This is a genomic window from Alloactinosynnema sp. L-07, from assembly GCF_900070365.1.
Taxonomy (GTDB): Bacteria; Actinomycetota; Actinomycetes; order Mycobacteriales; family Pseudonocardiaceae; genus Actinokineospora.
Genome location: NZ_LN850107.1, coordinates 1465400 through 1482452, shown reverse-complemented (window position 1 = coordinate 1482452; position 17053 = coordinate 1465400). Strand labels below are relative to the sequence as shown.

The 17053-nt window shown below is 69.7% G+C and carries 20 protein-coding genes; 7 read left to right on the top strand and 13 right to left on the bottom strand.

Annotated elements, in window-relative coordinates; translation table 11 throughout:
* Position 1: 1 nt before the first annotated feature.
* Together ngcE and BN1701_RS07120 are read right to left on the bottom strand one after the other, a co-directional pair.
* Positions 2 to 1456 (bottom strand): N-acetylglucosamine/diacetylchitobiose ABC transporter substrate-binding protein, encoded by a 1455-nt coding sequence (ngcE, locus tag BN1701_RS07125; RefSeq protein ID WP_054046645.1) that lies wholly within the window; start codon positions 1454 to 1456, stop codon positions 2 to 4.
* 24 nt (positions 1457 to 1480) lie between these two features.
* The gene (locus BN1701_RS07120) at positions 1481 to 2689 is read right to left on the bottom strand and encodes an ROK family transcriptional regulator (RefSeq protein ID WP_054046643.1); all 1209 of its coding nucleotides are present in this window, start codon (positions 2687 to 2689) and stop codon (positions 1481 to 1483) included.
* A 126-nt stretch (positions 2690 to 2815) separates the two neighbouring features.
* On the opposite strand from BN1701_RS07120, the gene BN1701_RS07115 reads away from it, so the two are divergent.
* The 4 genes from BN1701_RS07115 to BN1701_RS07100 are packed head-to-tail and all read left to right on the top strand — an operon-like array spanning position 2816 to position 5184.
* The gene (locus BN1701_RS07115; RefSeq protein ID WP_054046641.1) at positions 2816 to 3538 is read left to right on the top strand and encodes a spermidine synthase; all 723 of its coding nucleotides are present in this window, start codon (positions 2816 to 2818) and stop codon (positions 3536 to 3538) included.
* 41 nt (positions 3539 to 3579) lie between these two features.
* Positions 3580 to 4140 (top strand): TetR/AcrR family transcriptional regulator, encoded by a 561-nt coding sequence (locus tag BN1701_RS07110; RefSeq protein WP_054046639.1) that lies wholly within the window; start codon positions 3580 to 3582, stop codon positions 4138 to 4140.
* The gene (locus BN1701_RS07105; protein ID WP_054055688.1) at positions 4137 to 4709 is read left to right on the top strand and encodes a hypothetical protein; all 573 of its coding nucleotides are present in this window, start codon (positions 4137 to 4139) and stop codon (positions 4707 to 4709) included. The genes BN1701_RS07110 and BN1701_RS07105 overlap by 4 nt, the downstream gene beginning before the upstream one ends.
* Positions 4699 to 5184, top strand: a complete 486-nt coding sequence (locus tag BN1701_RS07100) for an N-acetyltransferase (protein WP_054046637.1) — start codon at positions 4699 to 4701, stop codon at positions 5182 to 5184. The genes BN1701_RS07105 and BN1701_RS07100 overlap by 11 nt, the downstream gene beginning before the upstream one ends.
* A 16-nt stretch (positions 5185 to 5200) precedes the next feature.
* Here BN1701_RS07100 and BN1701_RS07095 read toward each other — a convergent pair whose 3' ends face one another.
* Entirely contained in the window at positions 5201 to 6721 is a 1521-nt protein-coding gene (locus BN1701_RS07095) for an amidohydrolase (protein WP_197672056.1), read from the bottom strand.
* Between the two features lie 56 nt (positions 6722 to 6777).
* Between BN1701_RS07095 and BN1701_RS07090 the strand changes: the two genes are divergently transcribed.
* Positions 6778 to 7290 carry a gluconokinase gene (locus BN1701_RS07090; RefSeq protein WP_054046636.1) on the top strand — a complete coding sequence of 171 codons (513 nt, stop codon included), beginning with the start codon at positions 6778 to 6780 and terminating at the stop codon, positions 7288 to 7290.
* Here the strand turns inward: BN1701_RS07090 and BN1701_RS07085 are convergent.
* From BN1701_RS07085 to BN1701_RS07070, 4 genes are read right to left on the bottom strand one after another with little or no spacing between them, the layout of a single operon-like run.
* On the bottom strand, positions 7283 to 7714 hold the full coding sequence (locus tag BN1701_RS07085; RefSeq protein WP_054046635.1) for a hypothetical protein: 432 nt from the start codon (positions 7712 to 7714) through the stop codon (positions 7283 to 7285). The two genes, BN1701_RS07090 and BN1701_RS07085, sit on opposite strands and share 8 nt — an antisense overlap.
* Positions 7690 to 7959, bottom strand: coding sequence for a hypothetical protein (locus BN1701_RS07080; protein ID WP_054046633.1), 270 nt, complete (start codon positions 7957 to 7959; stop codon positions 7690 to 7692). Before BN1701_RS07080 ends, BN1701_RS07085 begins: the two co-directional genes overlap by 25 nt.
* Before the next feature lie 4 nt (positions 7960 to 7963).
* Entirely contained in the window at positions 7964 to 9667 is a 1704-nt protein-coding gene (locus BN1701_RS07075; RefSeq protein ID WP_054046631.1) for a C2 family cysteine protease, read from the bottom strand.
* Positions 9664 to 9963 carry a hypothetical protein gene (locus BN1701_RS07070; RefSeq protein ID WP_157367803.1) on the bottom strand — a complete coding sequence of 100 codons (300 nt, stop codon included), beginning with the start codon at positions 9961 to 9963 and terminating at the stop codon, positions 9664 to 9666. The genes BN1701_RS07075 and BN1701_RS07070 overlap by 4 nt, the downstream gene beginning before the upstream one ends.
* A 197-nt stretch (positions 9964 to 10160) precedes the next feature.
* Between BN1701_RS07070 and BN1701_RS07065 the strand changes: the two genes are divergently transcribed.
* Positions 10161 to 11684 (top strand): LuxR C-terminal-related transcriptional regulator, encoded by a 1524-nt coding sequence (locus BN1701_RS07065; RefSeq protein WP_054046627.1) that lies wholly within the window; start codon positions 10161 to 10163, stop codon positions 11682 to 11684.
* 387 nt (positions 11685 to 12071) lie between these two features.
* Here the strand turns inward: BN1701_RS07065 and BN1701_RS07060 are convergent, their stop codons facing one another.
* The 5 genes from BN1701_RS07060 to BN1701_RS07040 all read right to left on the bottom strand — a co-directional run bounded on the left by BN1701_RS07060 (position 12072) and on the right by BN1701_RS07040 (position 15410).
* Positions 12072 to 13040 carry an NAD(P)-dependent alcohol dehydrogenase gene (locus BN1701_RS07060; RefSeq protein WP_054046625.1) on the bottom strand — a complete coding sequence of 323 codons (969 nt, stop codon included), beginning with the start codon at positions 13038 to 13040 and terminating at the stop codon, positions 12072 to 12074.
* Complete coding sequence (locus tag BN1701_RS07055; protein ID WP_054046623.1) at positions 13037 to 13270, bottom strand: helix-turn-helix transcriptional regulator; 234 nt, start codon at positions 13268 to 13270, stop codon at positions 13037 to 13039. The genes BN1701_RS07060 and BN1701_RS07055 overlap by 4 nt, the downstream gene beginning before the upstream one ends.
* Positions 13264 to 13689, bottom strand: a complete 426-nt coding sequence (locus BN1701_RS07050) for a hypothetical protein (protein ID WP_172803196.1) — start codon at positions 13687 to 13689, stop codon at positions 13264 to 13266. The genes BN1701_RS07055 and BN1701_RS07050 overlap by 7 nt, the downstream gene beginning before the upstream one ends.
* A 96-nt stretch (positions 13690 to 13785) precedes the next feature.
* Entirely contained in the window at positions 13786 to 14484 is a 699-nt protein-coding gene (locus tag BN1701_RS07045; RefSeq protein ID WP_054046620.1) for a FadR/GntR family transcriptional regulator, read from the bottom strand.
* 32 nt (positions 14485 to 14516) lie between these two features.
* Positions 14517 to 15410: an SMP-30/gluconolactonase/LRE family protein gene (locus tag BN1701_RS07040; protein WP_054046618.1), complete on the bottom strand. Its 894-nt coding sequence runs from the start codon at positions 15408 to 15410 to the stop codon at positions 14517 to 14519.
* A 285-nt stretch (positions 15411 to 15695) separates the two neighbouring features.
* On the opposite strand from BN1701_RS07040, the gene BN1701_RS07035 reads away from it, so the two are divergent.
* Positions 15696 to 15941, top strand: coding sequence for a hypothetical protein (locus tag BN1701_RS07035; protein ID WP_054046616.1), 246 nt, complete (start codon positions 15696 to 15698; stop codon positions 15939 to 15941).
* 21 nt (positions 15942 to 15962) lie between these two features.
* On the opposite strand, the gene BN1701_RS07030 is transcribed toward BN1701_RS07035, so the two are convergent.
* A complete protein-coding gene (locus BN1701_RS07030; RefSeq protein ID WP_054046614.1) occupies positions 15963 to 17048 on the bottom strand; it encodes an ABC transporter ATP-binding protein in 1086 nt (361 codons plus the stop codon).
* Positions 17049 to 17053 lie beyond the last annotated feature (5 nt).

Genomic DNA, 17053 nt, shown 5'->3' with positions numbered 1-17053 from the left:
CTCACGACGTCCGGCTCTGCTTCGGGATCGAGGAGTCCGCCTTGGTCGCGTCCGCCTTCGACTGCATCTTCGAACAGAACTCGTCGGCGGAGATCCGGCCGAACATCAATGCGTTGGTCTGCGTGCGCAGCTCGGTCTCCAGCTCCTTGTACCAGCCCTCGAAGCTGTTGTAGGTGACGATGTCGTTGGCCGCGGCGGTCTGCGCGGCGGCGACGCTCTTGTTGCCCGGCGAGAGCGGCAGCCCGTCGGCCGCGCCGCGGACCACGGTGACGCTGCCGGACTTCTCGGTGAACCCACGCGCGCCGTCGCGGCTGAGCATGAGCCGCAGGTATTCCAGCCCGCCCGCGGTGTTGCGGCCCTTGGCCGCCACGATGTAGCCCTCACCGGCGGCGGCCCGAATCGCGGCGAACGGCATCTTGTCGCCCGGCAGGCTCGGGGTCGGCGTCACCGCGTAGGCGAAGCCCTGCGGGGTCTGTTCCTTCTGCTCGTTCTCCAGCCACGACCCGGACGGGAAGAACGCGACCTTGCCCTGGTTCTGCTGGGTCTGGACCTCGGTGTGGGTCAGGCCCTCGTAGCTCTTGTCCATATACTTGGCGCCGATCTCGGCCCACGCCGCGGCGGCCTGCTTGACGGCGGGCTTGGACCAGGCGCCGTCGGCGAGGTTGTCGATGTCGATCAGCACCTGGTTGCCGCCCGCCTTCGCGGCGGAGATGAGGATCATCCAGTACTGGTAGTACGCGGCGTTCTTGCCCGGATACGCGTACGGGACCAGACCGGCGGCCTTGATCTTCTCGCAGACGGCCTTGAAGTCGTCGAACGTCTTGGGCGCGGTCCAGCCGTTCTTGGCGAACAGCGCGCTGTCGTACCAGAGGCCATACGCGGTGTAGACGTAGTTGAGGACGAACGGCTTGCCGGAGATCAGTCCTGACTCGACGGTGCCGGGCACCAGCGAGTCGCGGACCTTGCTCGTCGGGTTGTCGATCGCGGGGGCGTCGAACAGCGCGGTCAGGTCGAGCAGTTGGCCTTCGGCCTGCAGCGCGGCGTTGTCCATCAGGTCGGTGCCGGAGTTGGCGATCACGTCGGGCACGTCGCCGCCCGCGAACCGGGGCTGCAGGGTCTGGGCGATCTGCTGGGTGGCGACGTGCTTGATCTTCGCCTTCGGGTACCGCGCCTGGTACAGCGGCTCGTGCACCTTGGTCGCGTACTCGTCGCCGAGGCCGCCCTTGAAGATCACCACTTCCAGCGGCGCCTCGGCGGCGACGCCGAACGGGTTGCCGGGCCCGGCGACGCCGGTGGCGGCGTTGGTCGGCGTGCCGCCCCCGCCGCTCGTCGCGCACGCCGAGAGCAGGGTGGTGCCGGGGACGGCCAGCAGGGCGGCCGCGCCGAAGCCGCGCAGCAGGCCGCGGCGGGAGAGGTCGTTGGTAAGTAAGGGATTGGGGCGATCGTGTCCGGACATGGTTCTCCTGGGGCTGGGTCGAACTCAGGGCAGGGTCGCGGCGAACAACTCGTCTTGGGTCTGTCGCAGGGCCAGGGTGAGGGCCCCTTCGAGCACCGGCTGCGCGGACAGCGTCGACAGCAGCACCGGCGTCCGCGCTCGGACTGTGGCGTGCAGCTCGGCCTGGACGAACGCGCGCAGCCGCTCGCCGCCCGCGTGCATCACCTCGCCGGTGAGGACCAGCAGGGCCGGGTCCACCACGGCGACCACCGAGGACAGCCCGACCGCCACGCGGGCCGCCACCTCCCGCAGCGCGCTCTCGGCCTGCTCGGCCCGGTCCGCGGACCCGCCGGGTCGCAGCGCGTCGGCGGCCACACGCACCGCGACGGCCGGTTCGGCGCCGCGGAAGCCGTACGAGCGCAGGATCTTGTGCACGGCCGGGCCGCCGACCAGTGCTTGCAGGCCGTGGTTGGCGTTACGGCCGACCTCCCGGGCGGTGGGCGCCCCCGGCACCGGCAGGTAGCCGACCTCGCCCGCGCCCCCGGTCGCGCCCCGGTGCAGGCGCCCGCCGATCACCAGCGCCATGCCGATGCCGTCGGCGACCCACAGCACCGCGAAGCTGTCCGCCGAGCGCGCGACGCCGTTGGACTGCTCGGCGTGGGCGGCGAGGTTGACGTCGTTCTCCACCTCGACGCGCACGCCGAGCCCGTCGCCGAGGGTCTCCACCAGGCTGGGCACCCGCCAGCCCGGCAGGTGCGCGGCGAAGCCGAGCAGCCCGGTCGCCGGATCGATCGCGCCGGGGACGCCGATGACCACCCGGTTGAGCGCGGACACCGCGATCCCGGCGGGCTCGCACGCGCCACTGATCGCCGCCGACATCCGACCAACAAGGTCACCCGCCGCGCGCCCGGGCGTGGGCAGGCGGTGCTCGCCGATCACCCGACCGGTCAGCTCGGCCACCCGCACGTCGATCCGGGCGGCGGTGACGTCGACCGCCGCCACGTGCGCCGCGCTCGGGTTGACCCCGTAGAACTCGGCGGTCCGACCGGGCCGTCCCTGCCGGATGCCTTCCAGGACAACCAATCCCGACTCCTGCAACCGGCTCAGCAGCTGCGACGCCGTCGGCTTGGAGATCCCCGTGATCGACGCGAGTTCGGTTCGGGTCAGCGGGCCGCGCGCCAGCAGGACTTCCAGCGCCGCCCGGTCGTTGATCGCGCGCAGCGTGCTGGGGGTACCGGGCGTCGGCTCGCTCATCGACCTGCCTTCTGAGTTAGGAAACTTTCCTAACTCGGCAAATTAGGAGGTGACCCCGGTCACGTCAATCCGCCGCTTGGAGTAGGGAGTACGTTTCCTGGATGAACCAATGCCCGTGGTCGCAAGGTGAGTAGCCGCTTCCAGGAACTCGACTGGCGTCCGACCCCGCTCGGGGAACTCGTCCTGCGCAAGCGCTGGGACAAGACCTTCGACAAGGAGGTCCACGAGATCAAACTCGATGACGACTTCCTGATGTCGAGCCTGTTCACCTTCGCCGAGGAAGAGGTCGCCCGCCGCGCCCTCGCCGAGCTGACCGGCTCCGACTGGGCCGTGGCAGTCGGCGGGCTCGGCCTCGGCTACACCGCGCTGACCGTGCTGGAGAACCCGGCCGTGCGCTCGCTGGCCGTGATCGACGCGCTCGCCGAGGTGATCGACTGGCACGAGCGCGGTCTGATCCCGGCGGGCACGACCCTGACCGCCGACCCGCGCTGCACCCTGGTCCACGGCGACTTCTTCGCCATGGCCCGCTCCCCCGGCGGCCTCGACGCGACCCAGCCGGGCAGGCGGTTCGACGCGATCATCGTCGACATCGACCACTCCCCGCGCCACCTGCTCCACCCCAGCCACGGCGACTTCTACGAACCCGCAGGCGCGGAGCGACTCGCCGCACTGCTGCGGCCGGGCGGGGTGTTCGGCTTGTGGTCGAACGACCCACCGGACGACGACTACGTCGCCGCGCTCGGACTAGCCTTCGCCCAGGTCAAGGCCGAAGTGGTCACCTTCCCGAACCCGCTGCAGGACCGCGACGCCACAGCCACCGTGTACCTCGCGACGACCACACTCGAATAGGGGTACTAGCAGTACACCCCAATGGTGCGTATCATTGGTTCATGCCACTCCCCCGTTTCCTTCGGCTGCCACCCGACCGGCAGGCGGCGATCCTCGCCGTCGCGCGGGCGCAGTTCGCCGAACAGGGCCCGGACGCGGCCTCGTACAACAAGATCATCGAGGCCGCCGGGATCTCGAAGACCGCCGCGTACCACTACTTCGACGGCAAGGGCGATCTGCTCGACACCGTCCTTGACGACGTCCGAGCCAGGCTGTTGGGCGCGCTGGGCGCCTGGCGGGAGGTCGACACCGCCGAGGAGTTCTGGGCCGCGCTGCGGGCGGGCTCCGCGCGGCTCGTCGCCCATCTTGAAGATCATCCCCACGACCTGGCCCTCGCGACCTCGGCACTGTCTCGACCTGAGGACCCGCAGGCCGTCGACTGGGTCGCGGCGGTCGTGTCCAACGGGCAGCGGGTGCGAGTCATCCGCACCGACGTCGCCGCCGAGCTGCTCGTCCGGGCGACCGCGGCGGTCTTGCGCGAACTCGACGGCTGGGCACTCGCCGGTCACCCGGCGGGCGCGGCCGAGTGGAGCCTGCTGGCCGGGCTGTGGGGGCCGAGATGAGGGCTGACCTGCGTTTCGACTGGACCATTCCGGAACCTACCGGCGCGCTCGACCGGTTCATGGGCCCGGGGAAGTCGCGCGGCGAGACCGCGGTGGAGGTCGTCGGCGGTGTCGTGGCCGCCGGGCTGATCGGCTGGTTCGTCTGGCGAACCGGGGGCGTCACCGGCTGGCGGCTGGCGCTGGTCGCGGTCCTCGCGCTCGACCTGGCGGGCGGGGTGCTGACCAACGCGACGAACTCGGCCAAACGCTGGTACCACCGGCTTCCCGCCGCGAGGCCGCGCCTGGTGTTCGTCAGCGCGCACGTACTGCACCTGGCCGCCGTGGCGGCGTTCCTGGGCGGGACCTGGACCTGGTTCCTCGTCAACGCGCTGCTGCTGCTCGGCTCGGCCGTCCTCATCGAGTCGATGCCGGTCGAGTTGCGCAGGCCGGTGGCCATGGCGCTGCTGATGGCGCTGTTCCTGATCAACCTCGGTTGGCTGCCCGCGGTGCTGGCGTGGTTCCCCGCGCTGTTCTACCTCAAGCTCCTGGTCTGCCACCTGGTCCCCGAGGCGCCGCTGCATGACCGCTGACCTGCTCGCCGCGGCGTTCGCCACCGAGCCGGGCATGACCTGGCTGTGCGGCTCCCGCAAGGCGCCGTGGTTCGCCGCGACCATCCGGCTCCCCGGCGTCCGAACGATCACCGAACCGGGCGCGGCGGCCCTCGTCACCGGTCCAGGCACGCCCGGCACCCTCGCCCAACTGGCCTGGACCGGCCGGGTCCTCCTCGGCTGCGGCCCGCGCGCCGTCCGCCGGACTCTGACCTACCTCGCGGCCACCGAAGCTCTCAAGCCCGCCGGAGCGTCCACTTTGGAGTTCATCGGCGTGCGCCCCGAGTCCCGAGGCCACGGCGTCGCGAGGCGCATCATCGACGGGATCGCCGGTCCGGTCTTCCTGACCACCGCGGACCCTACCAACGTCGCGCTCTACCACCGTCTCGGCTTCGCGGTGACCGCTGAGCTGCCGGTCGGTCCACTCACGGTGACCGCGATGCTGCGGCGGGGGTGACACCCGGACACACCCGTCAGACCGCGCCGTGGACGACCTCGCCGCCGACGATCGTGGCGACCACTGGGACAGCGGCGACGCGTGGCGCGGTTCGAGGGTCGTCCGCGAGCACCACGAAGTCGGCCAGTTTGCCCGGCGTGACGCTGCCGAGGTCGTGCTCCATCCGGCACGCGTACGCGCCGCCCGCGGTGTACGCGGCGAGGGCTTCCTCGACCGTGATCTCCTCGCCCGGGCCGATCTTCATGCCGCCGGCGGACTGGCGTTCGACCATGAACTCGATCGCGCGCAGCGGGGCTCCGTCGGCCACCGGCCGGTCGGAGCTGCCCGCGATCGTGATGCCGTGGTCAAGGAACGAGCGGCCCCGGTACATCCACGGCGCGCGCCGCGCGCCCATGATCGCGGCGTAGTCGTCGCCGTAGGACCACAGGAAGGCAGGTTGGATCACGGGGATCACGCCGAGTTCGGCGATCCGGCGGAGTTGGTCGGGGCGGACGAGTCCACAGTGTTCGATCCGGTGCCGCGCGTCTGGGCGCGGCGCGCGGGCCTGGGCTTCGGCGAGGGTGTCGAGGGCGAAGTCGACGGCGCGGTCACCGATGGCGTGGACGGCCAGTTGCCAGCCCGCCGCGTGGCCGTCGAGGATGGCGGCGCGTTCGTCGAGCAGTTCGCCAGTGTTGTCGGTGCCCTCGTACGGTTCCGTGAGCGCGGCGGTGCGAGCCATCATCCCGCCGTCGGTCCACACTTTGAGCGCGCCGATCGACAGCCGGTCGCCGCCGAACCCGGTGTGCAGGCCGAGATCGATGGCGCGGGTGATCCCGTCGTCCTGGTGCGCGTTCACCGCGTGCAGGACGTCGGCGGATACCATGAGCTGGACCCGGATCGGCAGGTTCGCCCGCTGGTAGGCGGCGACCTCGACCGGGCTGCCCGCCAGCAGCCCGGCGCCGACCCCGGCCTCCGCGCACATCGTGATGCCCTGGGACAGCACTTCCCGAACGCTGTGGCGCAGGTCCGCGCTGAGGGCGTCGATCGAGTACGGCAGCAGCAGCGCGTGGGCGGCGGCGCGGTCTGTCTCGGTGAGCCAGCCGTCGCTGACGATGCCCGGCAATTGCTTGAGCACCACCGAGTTCACCACGCACGCGTGCCCGGACAGGTCCTGCACGTAGATGTTGCGGTCCGCGCTGACCGTGTCAAGGTCGGCGGCGGTGAGCGGCACCGCCCGCCGGTCATAGCCCGTGCCCTCGATCCACCCCTGCCCCGGTGCTCCGCGCAAGGCGTCCAGTATCTGGTCGACCGTCACGCACTGGGACACGTCGATGGTGCGCCGGGCGCGTCCGGCCCAGGCCAGGTGCGTGTGGGCGTCGATGAACCCGGGCAGCACCGTGGCGCCGTCGAGATCCACCGTTCGAGCCGCGGGAAGATCGGCCACGTCCTCATCTAGGCCGACGACACGTCCGCGCCACACACCGACAGTCGTCGCGGTGGGTCGCAGCGGGTCCATCGTCACGACACGGCCACGCACCAGTTTCAGGTCGAGGATCACGGGTCCACCCTCCCACTCAGGTGACAAATATGTGACCGCCACTTTTACTGATCGCCATGAAAGAGCACACGGTTGTGGTCGTTATGGGTGTGTCTGGCGCGGGCAAGAGCACCGTGGCCGCCCTGCTCGCCGAGCGACTCGGCGTCCCCCTGGCCGAGGCCGACGAGTTCCATCCACCGGCGAACATCGCCCTGATGAGCGCGGGGATCCCGCTGTCGGACGGCGACCGCCTGCCCTGGCTGGCCACCATCGCGGACTGGGTCGCCGAGCACTCGCGGACCGGCGGCGGGGTGGTGACCTGTTCGGCGCTCAAACGCTCCTACCGCGACCTGCTGCGGCAGGCCGCGCCCGACCAGGTGTGGTTCCTGCACTTGCACGGGGACCGCGCGCTGCTCGCCGACCGGATGACCGGCCGCGCCGGACACTTCATGCCGGTGCGCCTGCTCGACTCACAGCTGGCCGACCTGCAGCCCCTCGCCCCCGACGAACCGGGCGTCGAGGTGGACGTCGCCATGAGCCCGGCCGAGATCATCGACACCACTCTGCGCGCCCTCGATCGACCTACTTGACCTCCACGGTGACGCTCGGCGGGGCGCCCACGCCCGGCGGACACGGCGTCGACGAGCACGGCGCGCGGCGCGGGTCCTCCGTGTAGAGCGACGTGCGGCCCGCGGCGATGGCCTGGAACACGAGTTTGCCGTCGGCCCGGGACTCGGCCAGGACCAGCACCGTCCTATCGGGACGCTGGCGCACCTCCCGCGTGCGCTGCACCACGAGCACGTCACCCACCTTTACTGTGACCGTGCCGGTCTTGCCCGTGAACAGTTCCGTCGACTCGCCCTGCGGCAACTGGTAGCCGCTGGGCTTGACATCGGGAGACGGAGTCGTCGTCGAGACAGCGACGGGGTCGGCGGGTGTCTCCGTCCCGCCGCACCCGGCGAGGGCGAGCAGGCAGCCGAGGGCGGCGATCAGGCCGGTCCGAGAACGACCCATGGCCGCTTGCCCTCCTCCGTCAGCACCGCGGAGATCAGCACGTCCTGCTCTCCGATCCGCACCGGGACACCCTTGACCGCGCGCACGACGGTCGCGCTCTCCTCCCCGCGCCAGCAGCGGAGTTCGACGTTGTCGCCGTCGATGGACGCCACGGCGTAGTTGACGCCGTCCGGGTCGGTCGCGACGCCGCCGAGGGGGACCAGCAGTCCCTGGGGGGCGCCCACGCTTTCGGTGAAGTCGTTCATCGTCCTACTTCCCCACGGTCATGTACGTCGTGTGCGCACGCAGGTCGTTGAGCGGCATCGCGATGTGCTCGCTGCCCCACGGGTTGCGCAGGTGCGCGGTCGGCGGGTTGGTGCTCCAGTCGACACGCTCCAGCGAGTACACGTGATTGTTGACGAGATTGGTGCCGCTGGGGTCCTGGTACGGCTCCTCGCCCAGGATGGTGACGGTCACCGGCTTGCCGTCGCGTTCGAACTCGCGCAGCTGGTCGTCGGTGACGTTGGGGCTGTCGACCTTCTCGGGGCGCTCGCCGGTGACCCTGGCCATGTCCTCTTCGGGGAAGCCGCCGTTGAGGCCGGGGTAGCCGCGCTCCTGGTTCTGGCCGTGGCCGCTCTCGATCGACGGTTGCTGCGACAGCTCGGCGTTGGTCTGGGCCAGCGCCTTCTCATAGAGCTGCACCCAGTTGGCCTGGTTGCCGTCGTAGGTCGACTGCCAGCCCGCGCCGTTGCGCTGCACCGGGGTGTCGGGGGTGACCACGACCGGGACCGGCGTGCCGTCGTTGCGGTACAGCGTCACGGTGTAGGTGCCGTTGGGGTTCAGCTGGATGTTGTCGGCCAGTTGCTGCCTACCCTCCGGCGTGCCGGCCAGCGAGTACAGCGTGGCCTGCAGGTGGCAGTCGCCGAGACCGCGCTGCTGGACATCGTTGGGGTCGATCGTGTCGGCGGTGACCGGCTTGCCCGCGTCGGGCAGCGGCTGCCAGCTGAGGTTGGTGCCGTCCGGGCGCAGGTCGTCGCCGAGCTCGGGCACGTCGTTGTACGGATTCGGGTGCCAGTAGTCCTCGGGCAGCTGGTCGGCCAGGCCGTTGAGGGTGTCGAGGTCGACCTTGCCCGCGATCTTGTTGTAGAACTCGCGCTGGGCCGCGCTGTCCTCCGGTCCGCCCCCGAAGGGCAGCAAGTCGGTGGCCATCGCGTTGTGCAGCGCGTCGGTGTCGAGGTGGTCGAGCAGGTAGTCGAGTTCGGCGGCGCTGAGGTCGTCGGCGGCCTGCAGCAACAGCAGCCTGCGGGCGTAGTCGTTGTCCGCCTGGTTGATCTTGTCGGCGTAGTCGCGCGCGCGATCGGTGTCGCCCGCCTTGTCGAGGGTCTGGTTGACCTCGCCCGACAGCGCCTCCACCGCGGCGCGCTCGACCGGGTCGGTGATCCGCGAGGCGTCCGGTCCGCGCGGCGGGCGCAGCGTGAGCAGGGTTTCCTCCTGGGCTTTGACCAGGTCGGTGAGCAGGTTGAGCGCCTCGTCGCGTTGGCCGCGAACCCGGCCCAGCGCGCCCATCGCCTGACCGCGCATGACCGCGACCTGGGTGACCTCGATGAAGTCCAGGTCGTCGTTGTTCGGCCCGTTCATCTGGTCGACGGCGGCCTGGAACCGGTTGAGCTCGTCGGCGGTCTCCGTCGCGGGCGTGCGCAGGGCGTCCAAGGTGCCGGTGGCACCGACGGTGGCGTGCTGGCTGTCCTCGGCCACGGTCATGGTCCGCAGGACGACGCCGCGCAGGTCACTGAGGTAGGCGCGGTACGCCTCGGCGGCCGGGCCCTCCCACGGGACACGCTCCAGCTTGTCGATGACGCTGGTGATGCCGTTCGCGGAGGCGGCCATCGCGGCGAACCCGGCGGCGGCCTGGTGGCCGCCCTCAGGCTCGGAGATCAGGACGAGGTCCCACGTCCACGGCCCGGGCGTGGTCACGAGACCTTCCTGGTGCTGAGGCTGTGCGTGTTGGCCTTCTCGGTGTCGCCGAGCAGGTCGGCGGACTTGCCGAGGGCGTCGATGACGTCACCGGTGAGTGCTGACAGCTCGGCCAGCGCCTCCTGCAGCCGCTCGGCCATCGTGTTCAGCGTCGGTGTGGCACCTTCGTGGCGCAACAGCGCGGTCCCGGCTTTGACCTGCGCCTCGCCCTCTGTCGCGGGCGGGACGGCCCCCAACTCCGCGCGCGCCTCCCGCGCGATCCTGCGGACCTCGCCGACGTCCATCTGGGCGACCACGTGCTACCCCCAACTCCGACTCTGTTTCGCTTCCGACGCACGCCCGGCCGATCTCGTTCCCGGCGGCACGCCACCTACATACCTACCGGGTCGCCGCCCGGCCCGCCAAGGCGGCCTGGCCATTTGCCCTGACCGGCGGATCGGTGGACAGGCCGGACGGAGCTGCGATACTCAGAAGTCCCCTTGGGACGGATGCCATGACCGGAGCGCACCCCAGCCCGACCGACCTGAGCGCCATGGGCGACGCCGAATGGTGGGTCGGCAACGTCGATGAGGCCCTCGCCGCCGCGGAAGCGGCATTTCACGGGCACGAACAGGCCGGGATGACCCGTCCGGCGGCCATGGCCGCCTTGGACCTGGCAGGCCTGCTGTTCATGCGCGGCGACGAGGCCCGCTGCGAGACGTGGATGAACCGCGCGGCCCTACTGCTGCGCGACGAGCCGGACTGTCTGGAAAGCACCTACCTCCGCTTCCTCGCCGAGGTCGAGACCAGCCCCGACCTCGACGCGGTCGTCTCCGGCGCCCGCGAGGTCAGCGCCGCCGCCAAACGATTCGGCGACCCAAGCCTGGTAGCCGCCGCGACGATGGCCGAGGGCCGCGCCCTGATCCGAAAAGGCCACCTGACCGAGGGTTTCACCCAGGCCGACCAGGCGATCGCCGCGATACTCGGCGGCGGCCTGCACCCGGTCTGGGCGGGCCACCTGTACTGCAGAATGATCGAGATCTGCCACGAACTTGTCGACCTGCCCCGAATGCGCCGATGGACACAGGCACTCGGCCAGTGGTGCGCAGACCAGTCGAACGCGGTCGTCTTCACCGGCATCTGCCGCGTCCACCAGGCCCAACTACGTCAGATCAGCGGACAATGGGCCCAGTCGGAAACCGACGCCCAGCGCACCGGCACCGACCTGGCCGGAGTCATCGCCACATCCGCCGCCGAAGCCCACTACGTCATCGGCGAAGCCCGTCGCCTGCGCCAGGACCACGCGGGTGCCGAACAGGCCTACCTCCAAGCCCACGAACTGGGCCGCGACCCACAACCCGGCTTAGCCCTGCTCCGACTGTCCCAGGGCCGCACCGACGTCGCCCTCCGATCGATACAGTCCGCCCTGACCGCCGAAGACAGCGGCCTACTCGCCCGGGTGCGCCTCTGCGCGGCGGCCGTGGACATCGCGATTGCCGCTGGAGCAATCGATGTAGCCCGAAAGGCCACTGACGAACTGATGGAGGCGGCGGCCCACTATGTCAGCCCCGGCCTGGAAGCCATGGCTTGGCAAGCACAGGGAGCCGTCCTACTCGCCGAGGGCAACCCCGAAGAAGCCCTCCCGATCCTGCGCCGAACCTGCACGCGATGGCGAAACCTGGAGGCACCTCACGACTGCGCCCGAGTCCGACTACTCCTGGCCCAAACCTACAAGGCTCTCGGGGACGATGACGCAAGCGACCGAGAACAAGCCGCAGCCACCACGACGTTGACCACCCTCGGTGTTGCCCCACCGTCCACCCCACCCAGCGGCCTCACCGCACGAGAGCTGGATGTCCTACTGCTAGTCGCAGCAGGCAAAACCAACCGAGAGACAGCCGCCGCCCTGGTCCTCAGCGACAAGACCGTGGCACGGCACTTGGCCAACATCTACCTCAAACTCAACGTCAGCTCACGAACAGCAGCAGCGGCTTACGCCTTCGACCACGGCCTGGTCACCCGCCCCAGCGGCATTTGATCTTTGTCCTTTGCTTGTGGGGACCGAAGGTCCCCGCACTCCCCCCAGCACCCTCGTCCTCCGAAGCCCGAACGAGTGCACTCGTCGTCGCTCAACGAACGAGTACACTCGTTGGCGCACAACGGCGGGGGTCGCTCCCCTAGCCCGAGCGTTTAACATTCGATCGACGGCGTCAAGGGCGCCTGCGGCGTCGCTGCGCGATCGGCAAGCCGACCCTTGACACCGCCGATCGGATGTTAAAGATGGCCAGGACGGGGTGCTGGTGGAAAGCGGTCGGTTGGGGCTTGGGTGGCGTTGTTGTGTTGCGGTTTAAGGAAACTGGAGCCTTGGGTGGGCTGCCGATGGCAGGAGAGTGACAACGAGGGGCGCGTCGGGTGGCCATCGTTGTTAGGTGGTTGTGATGACTACCTTGCCTCGGGATTGTCCGTTGTGGACACGATTGATCGCCTCGGCGGCTTCGTTGAGGGAGTAGGTACGGTCCATGATCGGCATGACTGTTCCGTCCTCAATGTACTCCCGCAGCGCCTCAAGGTCTTCCGCGTGTGGGACCGACATCAGGCTTCGGATGTTGTGTTTCACGAAGGGTGACAACGCCGTCGCCTTGAATATCAGGGACATCATGCCCAGCCACCGTCCGCCGCCTTCCCCGCCGACGATGACGAGGGTGCCAGTTGGGGTGAGAGCGCGTCGGAGTTCGGACAGGGACCGGTTGCCTCCGGTGGAGAGGACGAGGTCGTACCGGCCTGACTCGTAGTCGTCCTTGGTGTAGTCGATCACCTTGTCCGCGCCGAGGGACCGTACCAGGTCGACCTTGGTCGCGCTGCATACGCCGGTGACTTCGGCGCCCAACGCCTTGGCCAGTTGGACGGCGAAGGTGCCCACGCCGCCCGCGGCGCCGATGATCAGGACTTTCTGTCCTGATTGGAGCTTTCCGAGGTCACGAAGGCCTTGCAGTGCGCTCAGACCGGAGGCGGGTACGGCCGCGGCTTGGTCGGCGCGGAGGTTCGCCGGGATCCGGGCCAGGCGGTCCTGCCTGCCGCACGCGTATTCGGCGAATGAGCCCGTGCAGGTGCCGAACACCTCGTCTCCCGGCTTGAACCGGGTGACGCCCTTGCCGACCGCTTCGACCCGGCCCGCGACGTCCTGGCCGCAGACGCGGACCTTCGGTTTGCGCACTCCGTAGCCGAAGAAGCGGACCAGGTAGGGAAGTCCGGTCATGAGGTGCCAGACCCCCGGGTCGACGCCCGCCGCGTGGACCCGCAGGAGTACCTCGCCGTCTGCTGGGGTCGGGGTATCGATGTCGCGGAACTCAAGAGCGTCCGTCGACCCGTATCTGTCCTGGACTATCGCCTTCACGGTGCCTCTCCCACACTGTCCGGATACTGAAAGACGTCATCGAGGGGCACCTTGAACACGCGGGCGATCTGAAACGCCATCTCCAATGACGGCGAGTAGCGGCCCTGCTCGATGGCGATGATGGTCTGTCGGGTGACGCCGACCCTGGTGGCCAGGTCGGCCTGCGTCATCTCCCCGTGGGCGAACCGCAGCGCACGGATCGTGTTGGTGACCTTGGTCGACTTCACCATCCCTGGAACCCCTTGCGGTAGGCGAAGATCCTGGCCACCGATCCCAGGATTCCCGAGAGCGCGAACGCCAGGTAGACCGCGTTGGCGATCCAGAAGTGGTCGGCCTCGACGAAGGACAGGATCAACGCCGTCACCCCGCCGATGACGACGAATGACTGGCCGACGTAGTCGCCGAACTGGCCGATCTCCCGGTCGCGCTGATCGCGCTTGTTCGGGTCCGGCGAGGCGATCGAGACCGCGATGTGCAGCACGATCGATGCCACGATGGCCGCGCCGATGCTCCACAGCATCGGCGCCACATAGGACACGTCGACCAGGGGAACGTCACCCGCCCGCCCCAGGACGATCGCGGCGTAGACCGCGTACGCGCAGACCGTGACCACGGCCATGATCCACGCGCGTTTCTCTTCGACCGCCACGACCACTCCCTTGTAAAGCAAACTTGACATCACTCAAGGTAAAGCAACACAGACATGATGTCAAACGTTCTTTACTTGCCGGCCTGGGGTGCGAGGTCAGGGCGCACCCGAGGTCAGCGCCGAGGCGGGTGCGTCGCGCAGCCATAACTCCACGTCCGCCACGTGCACCGTCGCCCACGCGCGGGCGATCTCCGGCTGGCGTGCCTCAATCGCGTCGCAGATGGCCGCGTGTTGCTCGCGGGCGCGCTGGACCGTGCCGTCCCTGGTCAGGCCGCGCCAGACGCGGGCTCGGGCGGTAGGGCCCGACACGCCCACTATCAACGAGCACAGCACCGGGTTGCCCGAGCCGGTGGCGATGCGGCGGTGGAACTCCAGGTCGTTGGCGACCAGTTCCTCGACGCAGGCGTCGTCGGACAGCTCGGCCAGCACGCGGCGCAAGCCCGCGATGTCGGCGTCGGACATCTCGGTGGCGGCCATGGCGGTGGCGGCGGGTTCGAGGATCCGGCGGACTTCCAGGAAGTGCGGCACGGCCGCGTCCTGGTGGAAGTCCACGACAAAGCCCAGCGCGTCGAGCAGCAGGGTGGGCTGCAGGCTGGTCACGTAGGTGCCGTCGCCCTGGCGGACGTCCAGCACCCGGATCAGCGACAGCGCCTTGACCGCCTCGCGCAGCGAACTGCGGGACAGCCCCAGTCGTTCGGCCAGGTCGGCCTCGCGGGGCAGTTTGGAGCCAGGGCCGAGCTCCCCACTGACGATCATGTCCTTGATCTTCTCGATCGCCTCGTCCGTAACCGGCATCCCGCGGCCCCTAACTGAACATCCGACGTTTGTCAGACTAGCTGGGACACGGGGGCCTTGCCCAGGTACGGCGTCGCGGGCACGCCGCGCACCCCAGGCTCGCAGGTGTGGAGCAGGCCCGCGCCCGCCTCGAGGTCCGCGCCGCGGGCGGTGGTGATGACCAGAACGTCAAGGTCTGGACCAGCGAACGCGCAACTCGTCGGACGGCTCGTGGGCATCGGGACGACGGCGGTAAGGACGCCGTCCGGGGCATAGCGGCGGACCTGAGCCCCGTCCCACAGCGCGACCCAGATCCCGCCATCGGCGTCCACCGTCAGGCCGCAGGGCTCGCCGCAGCCGGGCTCGAACTCGACCAGCGGGCACCGATCGGTGGCTTCCCCGGCCGCCAAGTCGTAGTCGTGGACCTCCAGGGTCCGCGCGGCACTGTCCACAGAGTACATCCGGGTGCCGTCCGGGCTCCAGCCAAGACCGTTGGCGACACCGACCCCGGTCCGGATCCGCGTCACCGACCCGTCGAGATCGAAGCGGTAGAGCGCGCCGTGGCCCAGCGACGCGGGCGTGGTGCCCGCCCACAGCCTGCCGACGGGGTCACACTTCGCGTCGCTGAACCGCACCCCGGCCGGGCCGTCGAAGATCTGGCCGAGCGGGGTGTCGTAGCCGTCGCGGCGCAGCACGGTCACCGACGAACCGGTCAACGCCAGCCAACCCGCGCCGTCGGCCAGCGGGACCGCCGCCCCCAAGGCACCGTCGACGGACAGGCTCAGGTAGTGCCGGGGCGCACCGTCGACCCAGCGGGCCACGTGCAGCCGCCCGGCGGTGATGTCGACCCAGGACAGCTCGCCGCCACTCCACAGCGGCCCTTCGGCCAGATAGCCTGCCGGGCCTCCGACACAGGTGGCGAGCGCGTTGCCGAGGACGTCGGTCATGGCGGGTCCTTCCAGTCAGCGCGCGGTGATCGTGCCCGCGCCGGTCAACATGTCGAGTCCGGCACGGGTGGGGCGGCCCAGCCAATCGCCACGTTGCTCTGTTGAGTCGGAGCGCGGAGAAATCTGAGGGCTGGGCACCGGGCTTCGGGGTGGCCAGAGCCTTTGTCGGCCAGTCCGAGTCCCTTGTTCGGCATGATCATCTGGGCGAGATGGCGGCGGAGCGGGTGAGCCGGCCACGATGATGGCCATGATTCGACGTCGAGTGCTTCTGTCGGTCTCAGCGGCGTGCGCGGCTACAGCGGGTCCGACGTATCCGACGACGGTTCGCTGCTATTCACCAACCCGGTTGTCTCGCCGGGCCGGTCTCTGACCTTCACCAGCACGCTGAACGGCGCTGACGTGGCGACCTACACGTTCGGCCAGGACGTGTTCGCGGGCGACATCAGACCGAGCGGCACGCTGTTCTCCTACGCGCGCACCACCGCGCCCAGCGCCTTCGACCTCCACGTGGCCACGATGCCGACCCGATAAGGATATGGCGCACGGGGCCGGTCACTGGCTGCCCAGGCGCAGACCTGTCGCCTTGTCGAACAGGTGGACGTGGTCGGTGACCGGCGTCAGGTTCAGCCGGTCGCCGGGGCGGTGCCGGGACATGCCGACGGTGCGCACCGTGACCGGCCGCGTCCCGCTGCCGATGTCGGCGCGGCAGTAGAGGAAGCCGTCGCTGCCCAGTTCCTCGACGACGTCGATCGTGGCCGAGAGTCCCGTGCCCCGCTCGGTGATCCGCCAGCTCTCCGGGCGTACCCCGATGACCAGGTCCCGGCTGGTGAGCCCGGCGAGACCGGCGCGGTCCATCCGCGTCGCCCAGGCACCGAGCCGAACCGTGTCGCCGTCGACCGCGGCTTCGAGCAGGTTCATCGCGGGCGAGCCGATGAAGCCCGCGACGAACAGGTTGACCGGCCGGGAGAACAGGTTCACCGGCGTGTCGCACTGCTGCAGCTCGCCGTCCTTGAGCACCGCGACCCGGTCGCCCATGGTCATGGCCTCGGTCTGGTCGTGGGTGACGTAGAGCGTGGTGACCCCGAGGCGCCGCTGCAGCGAGGCGATCTGCGTGCGCGTCTGCACCCGGAGCTTGGCGTCCAAGTTGGACAGTGGCTCGTCCATCAGGAACACCTGGGGGCGGCGCACGATGGCCCGACCCATGGCCACGCGCTGACGCTGGCCGCCGGAGAGCTTGGCGGGCTTGCGGTCGAGATACGGTTCGAGGTCGAGCAGCTTGGCCGCCTCCAGGACCCGCTTGGCGCGCTCGGCCTTGCCGAGCTTGCTGATTTTGAGGTGAAAGCCGATGTTCTCCCCCACCGTCATGTGCGGATAGAGCGCGTAGCTCTGGAACACCATGGCGATGTCGCGGTCCTTGGGCGGCAGGCTGGTGACGTCGCGGTCACCGATCCAGATCTCGCCGTCGTCGACCGGCTCCAGCCCGGCCAACATGCGCAGGGTGGTGGACTTCCCGCAGCCGGACGGACCAACGAGCACCAGGAACTCACCCTCCTCGACCTTCAGATCGAGCTGTTCGAGAGCGGGCCGCGCCACGCCGGGATAGCGCCGGGTCACTCCGCGGTACGACACACCGGCCATGGGGC

Bases quoted from the DNA above. Each gene is read 5' to 3' on its own strand.
- BN1701_RS07065 (WP_054046627.1), top strand. From the start codon at position 10,161: ATGACCGGAGCGCACCCCAGCCCGACCGACCTGAGCGCCATGGGCGAC.
- BN1701_RS07110 (WP_054046639.1), top strand. From the start codon at position 3,580: ATGCCACTCCCCCGTTTCCTTCGGCTGCCACCCGACCGGCAGGCGGCG.
- BN1701_RS07120 (WP_054046643.1), bottom strand. From the start codon at position 2,689: ATGAGCGAGCCGACGCCCGGTACCCCCAGCACGCTGCGCGCGATCAAC.
- BN1701_RS07100 (WP_054046637.1), top strand. From the start codon at position 4,699: ATGACCGCTGACCTGCTCGCCGCGGCGTTCGCCACCGAGCCGGGCATG.
- BN1701_RS07080 (WP_054046633.1), bottom strand. From the start codon at position 7,959: ATGAACGACTTCACCGAAAGCGTGGGCGCCCCCCAGGGACTGCTGGTC.
- ngcE (WP_054046645.1), bottom strand. From the start codon at position 1,456: ATGTCCGGACACGATCGCCCCAATCCCTTACTTACCAACGACCTCTCC.
- BN1701_RS07085 (WP_054046635.1), bottom strand. From the start codon at position 7,714: ATGGGTCGTTCTCGGACCGGCCTGATCGCCGCCCTCGGCTGCCTGCTC.
- BN1701_RS07045 (WP_054046620.1), bottom strand. From the start codon at position 14,484: ATGCCGGTTACGGACGAGGCGATCGAGAAGATCAAGGACATGATCGTC.
- BN1701_RS07040 (WP_054046618.1), bottom strand. From the start codon at position 15,410: ATGACCGACGTCCTCGGCAACGCGCTCGCCACCTGTGTCGGAGGCCCG.
- BN1701_RS07105 (WP_054055688.1), top strand. From the start codon at position 4,137: ATGAGGGCTGACCTGCGTTTCGACTGGACCATTCCGGAACCTACCGGC.
- BN1701_RS07030 (WP_054046614.1), bottom strand. From the start codon at position 17,048: ATGGCCGGTGTGTCGTACCGCGGAGTGACCCGGCGCTATCCCGGCGTG.
- BN1701_RS07090 (WP_054046636.1), top strand. From the start codon at position 6,778: ATGAAAGAGCACACGGTTGTGGTCGTTATGGGTGTGTCTGGCGCGGGC.
- BN1701_RS07055 (WP_054046623.1), bottom strand. From the start codon at position 13,270: ATGGTGAAGTCGACCAAGGTCACCAACACGATCCGTGCGCTGCGGTTC.